Origin of the sequence: Stenotrophobium rhamnosiphilum (genome assembly GCF_003052265.1) — a bacterium.
Taxonomy (GTDB): Bacteria; Pseudomonadota; Gammaproteobacteria; order Nevskiales; family Nevskiaceae; genus Stenotrophobium; species Stenotrophobium rhamnosiphilum.
In genome coordinates, this window is the sequence record NZ_QANS01000004.1 from 292408 (window position 1) to 305001 (window position 12594).

The following is a 12594-nucleotide window of genomic DNA, read 5'->3' on the forward strand; positions in this document are numbered from 1 at the left end:
CATGTTATGAGCGATACCAAGCAAAAGAATTTCCCCAATCTTTCCCGTCGCGGCTTCATTCTCAGTGCAGCAGCTGCAGTGGGCGGCATTGCGGCATCGGGTGTGATTCCTTCTTCATTCCAAAGTAATGCATGGGCTGGAACTGGCGCGTTGGAAAAAACGGATCTCACTATCGGCTTCATTCCGCTGACCGATTGCGCCAGCATCGTTATGGCTTCAGAGCTGGGCTTGTTCAAAAAGTACGGCCTCAACGTCACTGTTTCGAAAGAAGCGAGCTGGGCCGCGGTACGTGACAAATTGGTTCTAGGTCAACTCGACGCTGCGCACGTGCTCTACGGTTTGGTTTACGGCGCGCATCTGGGTATCGGCAGTCAGAAGAAAGACATGGCGATTCTGATGGGCCTTAACCACAACGGTCAGGCGATTACGCTTTCAAATAAATTGAAAGACGTGGGCGTAACTGATGGCGCGAGTCTGAAGAAGTTGGTGGATAAGAAAGAGCGCGAATACACCTTTGCGCAGACGTTCCCAACCGGCACGCACGCGATGTGGCTGTATTACTGGTTGGGCGCGAATGGCATCAATCCATTCACCGACATCAAGAACATCACCATTCCGCCGCCGCAAATGGTTTCGAATATGCGCGTCGGCAATATGGACGGCTACTGTGTGGGTGAGCCGTGGAATGCACGCGCCATCTTCGATCAGATTGGTTTCACCGCGACGACAACGCAGGCGATCTGGAAAGATCATCCAGAAAAGGTTTTGGGCACCACGAAGGAATTCGTTGATAAGTATCCAAACACCACGCGCGCAATGATGCGTGCCGTGCTTGAAGCTTCGCAGTACATCGATGCCATGGCCAACCGCACCAAGGTCGCTGAAATTATTGGTGGCAAGGCTTATGTCAACGCACCGTCTCCGGTGATCTTGGGACGCATGCTCGGCAACTACGAGAATGGCCTGGGCAAGACCTGGAAAGACCCTGACTACATGAAGTTCTTCGACGATGGTCAGGTCAACTTCCCGTACTACTCACACGGCATCTGGTTCCTGACGCAGCTACGTCGTTGGGGTCTGCTGAAGCAAGACATCGATTACGCGGCTGTCGCAAAGCAAGTCAATCAAGTTTCGCTCTACACCGAAGTGGCCAAGTCGATGAACATCGCAGTGCCAAGCAATCCGATGAAGACTGAGACGCTATTCGACGGCGTGGTGTTTGATCCAAACAAAGCGAAGGAATACGTCAGCAGTTTCAAAATCAAGGCGTGAATAGGAGTACGGTGATGGCAGCGAATCTGATGTTGGTTAAAGGTGTGGCGACATCGATGGAGCCCAAGCCTGTGGCGAAGTCGGTTGTCGCAGTACCTCCACCTGAGCCCCCAGCAAGAACGCCATGGGCAGATGCTATTCGAGGAATTTTGTCGGCAGTGTTGCCAAGAGTTCTAGGAATTATTGCATTGCTTGGCCTTTGGTATTTTGCGGCGCAGCACTCTGCATATCTGCCGGGTCCCGGCAAGACGTTTCACTCTGCCGTAGAAGTTTTCGCTGATCCTTTTTATCAACATGGGCCCAATGATCAAGGTGTCGGTTGGAATCTTTTGGCATCGTTGGAACGCGTCGCTAAGGGCTTTGGTCTTGCCGCACTGATTGGTATTCCGCTGGGTTTTGCGCTTGGGCGATTTGCCTCATTGAGCAAAGCAGCAAGTCCGATTATCAGTCTCCTGCGTCCTGTGTCACCGCTGGCTTGGCTGCCAATTGGCTTAGCAATTTTTCAGGCCGCAAATCCTGCGGCGATCTTTTGCATATTCATCTGCAGTGTCTGGCCGATGATTATCAATACTGCTTTGGGTGTGGCGAGCGTTCCGCAGGACTATCTGAATGTGGCGCGTGTGCTGCAGCTGTCTGAGTGGAAAGTGTTCACACGCATCTTGTTGCCGGCCAGCATTCCTTATGTTCTGACTGGTGCAAAGCTTGCGCTCGGTATTGCCTGGCTTGCGATTGTTGCGAGTGAAATGCTAACCGGTGGCGTTGGTATCGGCTTCTGGTTATGGGACGAGTGGAACAACCTCAATATGGAACATATCCTCATCGCGATTGTTGTGATCGGTGTTGTGGGCCTGCTGATGGAGCAGGGCATGACTGCTATCGCCAATCGTTTTGACTATCGCCAACGCTAAGGAGCGATCAATGACTGCTTATTTAGAAGTGGATCACGCCACCATCGAGTTCAAGACTCGTAAAGGTATTTATCGGGCTGTTCAGAATGTCAGTATCGAAGTAGAGCAGGGCGAGTTTGTTTCGATCATCGGACATTCTGGTTGTGGCAAATCGACGGTGCTTAATCTGATTGCAGGCCTCGTGCCTGCGAGCAGTGGTGGAGCACTGCTAGGTGGACGTGAGATTAGTGGCCCAAGCCCAGAGCGTGCAGTCGTTTTTCAAAACCACTCTTTGCTGCCTTGGCTAACTTGTTTTGGCAACGTTTACCTGGCGGTAGAAAAAGTTTTTTCGGGTCATCAGAGCAAAACTCAGATGCGTGAACGAACAGATGAAGCGCTCGCGCTGGTTGGGCTCACGCACGCACGTGACAAGCGTCCTAACGAAATCTCAGGCGGCATGAAGCAGCGTGTGGGTATCGCACGCGCTTTGGCGATGGAGCCCAAGGTGTTGCTGATGGATGAGCCGTTTGGCGCCTTGGATGCACTGACGCGCGCCAATCTTCAGGATTCTCTGATGGAGATTCAGGCGCGCTTGAAGAGCACCGTGGTAATGGTGACGCACGACGTTGATGAAGCGGTGTTGCTATCCGATCGAATCGTGATGATGACCAACGGCCCTGCTGCAACGGTGGGACAAATCTTGAGCGTAGATTTGCCACGTCCACGTAATCGTCTGCAGTTGGCAGAAGATACTCGCTACATCCACCACCGCGCTGAAGTGCTGCGTTTCCTGCACTCCGGTCACGGTGCGGGTGCTATTGCGGCTTAACCCTGTGCTGCAAACTTTTCAGGGATGCAGGGATTGATGCCGCGGTAGAAGCTTTGAATCTTTTCGAGATCAGCGGCGTAATCGCCGCTGGTCTCGATCAGCGGTCCTAGGCTCACGACCTTTTTCTTGTAATCGAGATAAGCAATCTGGATCGGCACACCAGCGGCATGTGCGATCTGATAGAAACCGCTCTTCCACTTGAGCGCTAGTGAGCGAGTGCCTTCAGGAGCGATGCCAATCAGTAGCTGCTCCTTTTCTGCAAACCGTTGCGTTGTTTGCTGTACAACACCGATAGCAGCGCTGCGATCAATCGGAATGCCGCCGAGTTTAATTAGCAAGTTTTTAAATGGCGGGCTAAAGATGGTGTGCTTGCCAAACCAATGCACGCGAACTTGCAGCGCAAGAATTGCGGCAAGGCCAAAAGCAAAATCCCAGTTGGAAGTGTGTGGTGCGTAAATCAGCACCATCTTAGGGCGGTTGGGCAGCACGACATTCAATTGCCAACCAAACATGCGCAACACGCACAGGCCGACCCAGCGTGTGAGCCGATTTCCCCAACGCGGAATCTGCGGTGGAATTTCCATACTTGTTCTTCCCTGTAATTAAAAACTTCAGCCCGATCTATCGTCGTGGCTTAAATGCAGCGACCGCATTATTGAGCTCTCGCTCTGCAGTCTGATCCGCTTCCTCTAAGTAACGCATTTTCAAATAGGCTTGCAACACACGCTGCATTCCGTCCCCGTATGCAGGGTGATCTCGCGTGATTCGATCAACGAAATCGCGCGGTCCTTCATCAGGATTTTGGCTGATGCCAACCTTGGCCAGTTTTTTCAGCACACGTTGCCAAAGCCGGAGCGCATGATCGCGCGGAATGACGGTGGCGAACTGACGCATCAGGAGTAGGCTGACTGCAAGCGTTCCTAATAGAAGCAGTACCGTCATCACCAGAATCATCTGGCTCCAATCTTCAATGCCAAAATTACGCAAGAAATCCGCTTGTAGGTCAGGGCCGTAAGCCAGCACCCAAGCGTTCCACTTCTGATTGACCCAATCCCAGCGCATATTGAGTGCAAAGCGCAGTGGATTGCTTTGTTGCCGCACAATAAATCCGGGTAGGCCATTGGCCAGAGAAATGGATGATGTGAAGCCGCGTTCGACGCGCTGTGGTGCCACTGCGCCGGTGGGGTCAACACGAACCCAACCTTTTTCGGCGAGCCACACTTCGCTCCAGGCGTGAGCGTCGTACTGACGTATCACGTAGTAATCGCCGAGCGGGTTTTGTTCGCCGCCTTGGTAACCGGTAACCACTCGTGCAGGAATGCCGGCGGCACGCATCAAGAATGTGAAGCTGCTGGAATAGTGTTCGCAGAAACCTTGTTTGGTATTGAAGATAAATTCATCAATGCTGTCGCGCCCCAACTTGGGCGGCTGCAAGGTATAAAAAAATTTCTCACTGCGAAACATCAGCAAGGCTTTATTGACGATTTCAGCATCGTTAATTCTGCTGCCACGCCATTGCTGCGCTAACTGACGAGTGCGCGGGTTATAGCCTTCTGGGATTTGCAGGAAATGCGCGCGCTCCATTTCACTGAGCGTTGGCTGCAAAACGTACTGCGTGTAAGCCGTGCCTTTATAGACTTTACGTTCGTTGATCGGACCCGCTGTAGTCAGCACATTGCTGTAATTCAGAGTACTGTCATTCGGCAATTGCTTGGGTGCTGGCGTATCGAGTGCGAGCAGCAAGCGCGAACCGCTGGCTTCCATCGTCAATTCATATGAAAGCGATTCGCCAATGGTGATGGTGGGCACAGTGCGAGTTTGCGTCGCCAGTTTCGAAGACTGCCAACCGCGTCCATCAAATTCATCGAACACTGGACCGCGCCAATAACGTTGCTGTGGCGTTGGCACGTCACCCGAGAAGCGCACGCGAAACACCACTTCATCGGTTTGCATCAGCGAGGCAATGTCGCCGGGTGACATCTTGTCAGACAGGCCAGTGCGCCCAGCACCGCTATCTGTCGGCAAACTCCATAGTGGTCCAGGGATGCGTGGAAACAGTACGAAGAAAATCAGCATCAGCGGCACCGCTTGCGCCACCATGATGGCTCCAGCACGTAGCAGCACGCGCGTTGGCAATGATTCGCCTGCGTGATTGCAGTCCATTAGCAGCGCGGTGATGCAGACAGCACTGAATAGCAGATAAGCGATCGTCCAGATTTCTTGTGAAAACAAGAAATGCGTGATGAGGATGAAATACATCAACAGCACAAGCACCATCACATCGCGGCGTGCTCGCATCTCCAGCAACTTGAGAACTGCCATTACGCTGAGCAGCGCAGTGCCTGCGGTGAGTCCGGAGATGCTACTGAAATTGAAATAGACCGCTGCAAAACAAGCGATCGAGATAACGTTACGTATCCACGGCGCAGGTAAGCGCCATTGGCGTATTGAGATCAGTGCACGCCATGCGATGACTGCAGCAAGTAGCAGGTTCTCCCAGATCGGCAAATGTGCAACGTGCGGCGCGAGCACTAGAACCAGCACGGCCAGCAAGCGAAGCAATGTTGTCTGGGTGAGGTAATCAATCATGCGATGTCATACAGCGCCAAGCGCTTCAGGCATTGATGTTGATGGGTTTCACCGCGTGCGGGTTCCAGCACGATGCCGGGCATGCGCAGACCGTAAGCCAAGCCTAGTTCTTCAACCTCGAGTACCCAGCGGGTGAGTTGAGACAATCTCGCTTCAGTGTCGAGGTGTGAGAGCGCATTCCAATCCAACCAAAGCTCGCGATCCAAGGTCTCGGTGAATTGTTTGACCATCGGTGACTGCAACTTCGGCAAGCTCTTCCAATGGATCGACCTTGCAGTGTCACCGCGTTGATAATTTCGCAGGCCTGCAAATTCATCTTGCCCGCTGCGGCCACCGCTGGCGTGCCCGCCAACGCCAGCAACTGCAGGCAATTCCATGCCGGGCGGAGCAGGGCTTGGATAGACCAGACAGTTCATGTCCAAGTCGGCCCATGTCCACGCATGAAACAGGCCCAACGGAAATTCTGTAAATATGCTGTAGACACCTGCAGGCTGCCAACCGCGCTTGAGCGTTGGTCGCGTCAAAATCATTACGGCAATGCCTTGCTCAGGTGCATCGCCAATCGTTGCGTTGGCTTCTTGTTTGGGCCACGCCAAGCCGATGGCGTAGCGCGGGTTCTTCGCTAAGTTCTCAACATGAATTTCATAGTGAGCAATTTCACCTGCAAAAACTGGACGCGTTTTTCCGGCGTGCATACGCAGGTTCAGCATGTTGGCGTGCGTGTGGTGCATGCAGATCATGCCGAGGCCTGCGAGTAGAAACGTCAGCGCAAAGGCCATGCTGTTGCTGTAGTTCATCGCGCCCATCAGCATCACCAGCGCCATGATCGCGAAGCCGTAGCCAAAGCGTGTCGGCACGATGTAAACGCGATTGCGTGGAATATCGATTGGGCCCGGCTGACGTTTAACGCGTGCTAACACCCATGCGTCGATGCGCTCCTGTGCGTAGCGCAGAGGATGAAGAATGATCTTAGCGATCAGCCAGAAACGCATTGGATTAATAAATCGCGATTAAGGAATTTTGACGCGCGACAAAATATCTTCTGCGGTCGGTGCGCCAGCTTCGCGTTCTGAGGCGGAGATCAAACGATGATTGACGACGGCGGCGAACACCGCTTGCACGTCTTCAGGAATCACGCCGGTGCGACCCTCGATCAGTGCCCAAGCTTGCGCCGCGCGTCGCAGTGACAGACCCGCACGTGGCGACAGACCTTGGCGCAAGCCCGCGTGGTTGCGAGTGTGTTGAATCAGCGCCAGCAAATAGTCGAGCAGCGCGGGCGTAGTGCGCACGGCTTTCACCTGTGCTTGCAGGTCTAACAATTGAGCCGGTGTGAGTGCGGGAGCTGTCTCTGCGAGTAGATCACGACGTTCGCGATCCATCAGCAATGCGCGTTCGGCTTCGGCGGTGGGATATCCGAGCGAGATGCGCATCAAGAAACGATCAAGCTGAGATTCAGGTAACGGAAAAGTACCGATCTGATGCGATGGATTCTGTGTCGCGATGACAAAGAAAGGTTCTGGCAGTGGACGTGTTTCACCTTCTGCAGTGACTTGGCGTTCTTCCATTGCTTCCAGAAGTGCCGACTGTGTTTTAGGGCTGGCGCGATTCACTTCGTCAGCGAGTACCAACTGCGAGAAAATTGGCCCCGGATGAAAACGGAAGCGGCCATTGTTCTGCTCAAAAATCGACACGCCCAGAATATCGGCCGGCAGCAGATCGCTGGTGAACTGCACGCGTTGAAATTGCAGGCCTAACACTTTGCCCAGTGCGAGTGCCAGCGTGGTTTTGCCGACGCCCGGAATGTCCTCAATCAGCAGATGTCCGCGTGCCAGCAGGCAGGCGAGGGTGAGTTTGATCTGCTGCGGCTTGCCCAGCACGATCTGGTTGAGGCCAGTCAGCGCCAAGTGTATGGGATTGCTCATGAAGGTCTGTGGTCCGTCACTGAAAATTCGATCCCTGAGTCTACTGGTACGGCTGCCTGAGCGGTATCGCCTATGCCTAGTAATTTGCTGCCAATCATTGCGGTGGTATGACCTTTGCGGGAACATAGCGACAGTCATATTTTGGGATGCTGGAATGGATCGTATTAGTCGTGAATGCTTGGCGCAGATGCGCAACGCCACTGATTACCAAAGCTGGCGCGAAGCGGCCGAATTTATGGACCGCCATCGCGGGCTGGAAGAGTGGAAGCAGAACGAGACGTCAGACGACTACGACTGGCGTTTGATTCGCAGCCGTCTGCGGCAGATTCGTCAGTGCCGTGATGAAGGTGATATCCCCAAGCTGATTTATCACCTGCGTCAGGGCCTGCACTGGAATCTCGGCAATATCGGCAATCCCGCGCTCTATACGCGTACCAATGTTGGGACCAAACATCTCATCAACGAATACGTCCATGAAGTGAGCGCTGTACTGGAAGAACTGAGCCATCTGGACCGCAGTACTTTTCCGCATGCGGACAAACTGCGTTTCTTTCATGAAGTGGCACTCAGCTTTGGTCGTTCTGCATTGATGCTCTCAGGCGGTGCAACGCTGGGGCTTTTTCATGTCGGGGTGGTTAAGGCTTTGTACCGCGAAGGCATTCTGCCAACGGTGCTGACGGGCTCCAGTGCGGGCTCGATTGTTGCGGCCACTGTCGGCACGCGTAACGACCATGAGCTGGAAGAACTTTTGGATCCTAAGAACGCGTACTACCATTTCTGGCGCGTACTGCCGTTTGCACAAATGATTCGTCGTCGCGCCATCATGGATCAAGATCAGTTGCGTCGCGCGATTGCAGAAAACGTCAAAGACATGACGTTTGAGCAGGCCTATAAACACTCTGGCCGCATCATCAATATTACGGTGTCACCTGCGGGCGTGAATCAACCGCCGCGTTTGCTTAACTATTTGACCTTTCCGTATCTCTACACACATGAAGCCGTGATGGCATCGTGCGCCGTTCCAATTTTATTCCCGCCAGTGATGTTGATGACGCGCGATGAAAAAGATGGGCGCGTGCCGTATATGCCCTTGTTGAAATGGAATGATGGTTCTCTGAAATCAGATTTGCCGACGCTGCGTATTCGTCGTCTGCATAATGTGAATCACTTCATCGTCAGTCAGACCAATCCACACGTGTTGCCGTTTGTCTCCAAACGCGAACCGGGCAGTAAAGGCTTGGCCAACTCAGCGCGCGATTACGCAACGTCCACCGTGCGCCAGCAGGCCAAGAGCATCATCAATTTTGTTCGTGCCAGCATTCCGCTAGGCGATTTCAATAAGCCACTCGATACCGCGGCCAGCATTTTGGATCAGGACTATCGCGGCAACATTAATATTTTCCCGGACGTGAGCCTTTGGCGTTACGCCAACATTGCAAAAAATCCGGACCTAGAAGCAGTGCAACGCTTCATGCTTGAAGGCGAACGTGCTGCGTGGCCGCGTATTGAGATGATCCGGACGCAGACAATGATTAGCCAAACATTGGATCGCTGTGTTGATCGTTTGGAGCGCGAGCACGAGAGCGAAAAAGTCGTGGGTTTGCCGAACAAGCCGGGCTTGCGCGTAGTGAGGCAGCGAGATAACAAAGTCTGATCAGTATTGTTAATACCCATAAAACCCGCTTCACGGCGGGTTTTCTTTTGTGTGGTTTGTTCTGGCAGGACATATCTCTGCGCGCTGATTGTTAAGCAACTGATTCTGCCTTCAGGATGTTCAGCGATTTGCAAAGCCATAAAATTTATGTGACTGTCATCACGCCTCTTACATAAATAGCTTGAAGAAACTGAGGCAGCCAAGGATCGGCCTAACCCGTTGGGTGGGGCTGTTGTGCCTACTCCAACGCAATCGATCACCTTCTGCGGATTCCAGCGAATCGCACGAGACGATCTAAGGCTGATGAGGCACATGTATGAATCTTGCATCTGGCGACTCGGGCACATTTTTTCTACGCGACCGGGGCAAAACCTCCTTGTTTTTTGGGGAGCGTAAATTCACGCGAACCGCTTGGGCTTGCTTGTTACTGTTTAGCGCGACTCTGCTGATCACCGTGACTGTCATCGGCACGCCGCCAGTTATTCAGAGTGTTTCATCGCCGCAGCTCAATACCCAGATCGCAGTCGTCGGCGCCAACCAAAATTGGCTGAGCCGCGCGAAGGCAGAGATCCAAGCCCGCGAATACTGGATGAGCACTGAAGCCGGACAAGCCCGTGCTTATAACCCGACAAATCGCTACTTCGCACAGTTCACCGCCAGCGGCTATCAGCTACTGGATATTGCTGGCGGGCAAGAGCCGCTGGTTGGCGTGCAACTCGAAGGTATTGGCCGCGGTGGCGCCATCACACCGCTGTCCTTCGGCGCCAACAACACTGAGCAAGCGCGACTTCAACGTCAGGCCGACGGCGTGACTGAATGGTTCAACAACAGCAATGCAGGATTGGAGCAGGGCTGGACGTTGAGCACTCGTCCGCAAGGTCATGGTCCGCTGCAAATACAACTGCGCTTCGAGCACGCCAAGATTGCCAAGACCAGTGACGACGCCGTCAGCGTCACTAGCCAGCAGCAGCGTGAGTTGCAATACAGCGCGCTTAAGGTCCGTGACGCCAGCGGGCGCACTATCGCCGCACGTTTTGTGCAGCAAGCGCCGCAGCTGGTAGCGATCCAGCTCGATGATAGAAATGCACGCTATCCGCTAGAGATCGATCCGCTGTGGACAATGCCACCGTCGGCAGATACCACGCTGAACGGACTCGCCGCCGGTGACTCGTTCGGTTATAGCGTTGCTTCCGCCGGTGACGTCAACGGCGACGGTTTTGACGATGTCATCATCGGCGCTTATGGCCGTGGCTCATTTGCCGGTAGCGCTTATCTGTTTCTGGGCTCGGCTACTGGCCTGTCAACGACCATTTACCAAACTTTTGTCGGATCTGCCCCAGAAGACCTCTTCGGTGTCAGCGTCGCCGCGGCTGGCGATGTCAATCGTGACGGCTATGCTGATGTCCTGATTGGCGCCAGTGGCACTAATGGACTTACTGGTAGCGCTTATCTCTACTTGGGCTCGGCGACTGGCTTTATGTCTCTTGGTCAGAGTTTCAACGGTGTAGCGATGAAGGATCGTTTCGGCGAAGAAGTCGCCTCTGTCGGCGATGTCAACGGTGACGGCTATGTCGACTTCATCATCGGCGCCCCTGGCCGCAACAATTTCAACGGCAGTGCTAATCTCTATCTAGGTTCAGCCAGCGGCACGATGGTCGCTAGCAACATTTACAACGGTGAAGGTGGGTTTAGTAACTTCGGCGCTAGCGTCGCTTCAGCTGGTGACGTCAATGGTGACGGCATTTCGGATGTCATCATCGGCGCCTATGGCTACAGCAACTTCAAGGGTCGTGCCTATCTTTACTTGGGCTCGACTACTGGCTTGTCGCTCGTAGCCGATCAGACCTTTGACGGCAGTGCCGACGGCGATTTGTTTGGCGATCCCGTGGCCCCGGTTGGTGATGTTAATGACGACGGCTTTGCCGATGTGATCATTTCTGCCATTGGCAACAATAGTCGCACCGGTAGTGCATCTCTCTATCTCGGTTCAGCTGGCGGTCTGACGCTTGCTCAGACTTTTGTTGGTACGGCTCCTTTCGATGGCTTGGGCACCAATGTGGCTTCAGCCGGTGATGTCAACCACGACGGCTACGCCGATTTTTTGATTAGCGCGGTCTACGCCGGCTTTTTCGGCGCCCTCCCAGCCGATCATGTTGACCATGTTTATCTTTACCTTGGCTCGGCTGGCGTCACGCCAGCCAGTGTCGATCTCACTTTCAATGGTCTGGCAGCAGCGGACCGCTTCGGCCGTGGCCTCGCCGCCGCCGATGTCAACGGCGACAGTTTTGTCGATCTGCTGATTGGCGCGTCCGGCACCAATGCATCTGCTGGCAGCGTCAATGTTTATCTGAATCTGGCGCAAATCAATGCGCCAGCCACGCAACACTTTGTTGATCGCTTTGTTGGCACGACCAGCAGTCCGGCCAGTCTGACCATCAAAAATAGCGGCCGTATTCCGCTGAGATTAGGTTCACCGACGTTCAGTGGCAGCAACCCGGGAGACTTTATGATTAGCAGTAACAGCTGCACTTCTGATGTGGCGCCTGGTGACAGCTGCGAGATCAGCGTGACATTCACTCCCAGCGCGAAGGGGCCTCGTACAGCAAAGTTGGATCTGCCAGGCAATGTGCCAGCCAGTCCGACTGTGATTACGCTTGACGGTAACGGCACTCTCGCGAAGGGCGAGATTTCATCGGGTGGCGGGAGCTTTGATCTGCTTGGCTTGTTGCCGCTGCTGGCCTTGCTGGCACGCCGCAAGCTGTTACTGCAGAACTGGCCGATGCGTCGCCTGCTATCGCAGGGATTGATGATAATCCTGCTGGTGATCGTGACCCTGCAAGCGCCGCAAGCACAGGCGCAGAAGGCACTATCGTCGGCTACCGTCGGCGCTGCTGCGGGCATGTCGATGGCAACGATCAGTGAGTCAAAGCTAGAGCGTGAAATCAACGCCTCTGGTCTGCACAGTCAAATTTCAAATTTCAACAGGAATGACAAAAGCTTTGAGGCGTACCTGCGTTATGCCCTGACGCCCAACTTTGCACTGCGCGGGAGTCTTCTGGATCTGGGTAATTACAGGGCCACCATCGAGCTGCCGCCGGGCGAAGCCAAGGCCGTGCTGAAAGCGGCGAGTAACAAATTTCCCCTAGGCGGATTTGCAGTGGGGCTTAGTGCGGAGACTCAATGGCAGCTGACATCATCGTGGTCGATCCAGACCAGCGTCGGCGCAGTTGCTTCGATACAGCGCAAGATTAACCTGATCCTGAACCAGCAGCAGATGGCGATCCGAGGGCCGGCGGCGGGCTTGATGCTGGGCCTCGGTACGGGGTATCAGATCACTCCGAGCTGGCAGATCGGCCTCGATGCGCGGGCGTTTAATCACAATAGCTGGATCATTTCACCGCGCGCATTCGTGGCTTTTACCCTGCCGGATTAATCATCCGG

Annotated in this window: 9 protein-coding genes; 5 read left to right on the forward strand and 4 right to left on the reverse strand. The window is 54.1% G+C overall.

Going from position 1 to position 12594, the window contains the following annotated elements:
* The first annotated feature begins 6 nt into the window (after window positions 1-6).
* The 3 genes from CJD38_RS12100 to CJD38_RS12110 are packed head-to-tail and all read left to right on the forward strand — an operon-like array spanning window position 7 to window position 2988.
* The gene (locus tag CJD38_RS12100) at window positions 7-1272 is read left to right on the forward strand and encodes a CmpA/NrtA family ABC transporter substrate-binding protein (protein ID WP_107940612.1); all 1266 of its coding nucleotides are present in this window, start codon (window positions 7-9) and stop codon (window positions 1270-1272) included.
* A gap of 14 nt (window positions 1273-1286) precedes the next feature.
* On the forward strand, window positions 1287-2180 hold the full coding sequence (gene ntrB / locus CJD38_RS12105) for a nitrate ABC transporter permease (RefSeq protein ID WP_107940613.1): 894 nt from the start codon (window positions 1287-1289) through the stop codon (window positions 2178-2180).
* 10 nt (window positions 2181-2190) lie between these two features.
* On the forward strand, window positions 2191-2988 hold the full coding sequence (locus CJD38_RS12110) for an ABC transporter ATP-binding protein (protein WP_107940614.1): 798 nt from the start codon (window positions 2191-2193) through the stop codon (window positions 2986-2988).
* Here the strand turns inward: CJD38_RS12110 and CJD38_RS12115 are convergent.
* Genes CJD38_RS12115 through CJD38_RS12130 form a run of 4 tightly spaced genes read right to left on the reverse strand, consistent with a single transcriptional unit; the run spans window position 2985 to window position 7499 of the window.
* A complete protein-coding gene (locus CJD38_RS12115; RefSeq protein ID WP_107940615.1) occupies window positions 2985-3572 on the reverse strand; it encodes a lysophospholipid acyltransferase family protein in 588 nt (195 codons plus the stop codon). The two genes, CJD38_RS12110 and CJD38_RS12115, sit on opposite strands and share 4 nt — an antisense overlap.
* A 37-nt stretch (window positions 3573-3609) precedes the next feature.
* Window positions 3610-5577 (reverse strand): transglutaminase TgpA family protein, encoded by a 1968-nt coding sequence (locus tag CJD38_RS12120; RefSeq protein WP_107940616.1) that lies wholly within the window; start codon window positions 5575-5577, stop codon window positions 3610-3612.
* Window positions 5574-6569, reverse strand: a complete 996-nt coding sequence (locus CJD38_RS12125; RefSeq protein ID WP_107940617.1) for a DUF58 domain-containing protein — start codon at window positions 6567-6569, stop codon at window positions 5574-5576. The genes CJD38_RS12120 and CJD38_RS12125 overlap by 4 nt, the downstream gene beginning before the upstream one ends.
* Window positions 6570-6587: 18 nt before the next feature.
* Window positions 6588-7499, reverse strand: coding sequence for an AAA family ATPase (locus CJD38_RS12130; RefSeq protein WP_107940618.1), 912 nt, complete (start codon window positions 7497-7499; stop codon window positions 6588-6590).
* A gap of 154 nt (window positions 7500-7653) precedes the next feature.
* On the opposite strand from CJD38_RS12130, the gene CJD38_RS12135 reads away from it, so the two are divergent.
* Together CJD38_RS12135 and CJD38_RS12140 are read left to right on the forward strand one after the other, a co-directional pair.
* The gene (locus CJD38_RS12135) at window positions 7654-9153 is read left to right on the forward strand and encodes a DUF3336 domain-containing protein (protein ID WP_107940619.1); all 1500 of its coding nucleotides are present in this window, start codon (window positions 7654-7656) and stop codon (window positions 9151-9153) included.
* Between the two features lie 316 nt (window positions 9154-9469).
* Complete coding sequence (locus CJD38_RS12140) at window positions 9470-12586, forward strand: FG-GAP-like repeat-containing protein (protein WP_107940620.1); 3117 nt, start codon at window positions 9470-9472, stop codon at window positions 12584-12586.
* Window positions 12587-12594: the final 8 nt, after the last annotated feature.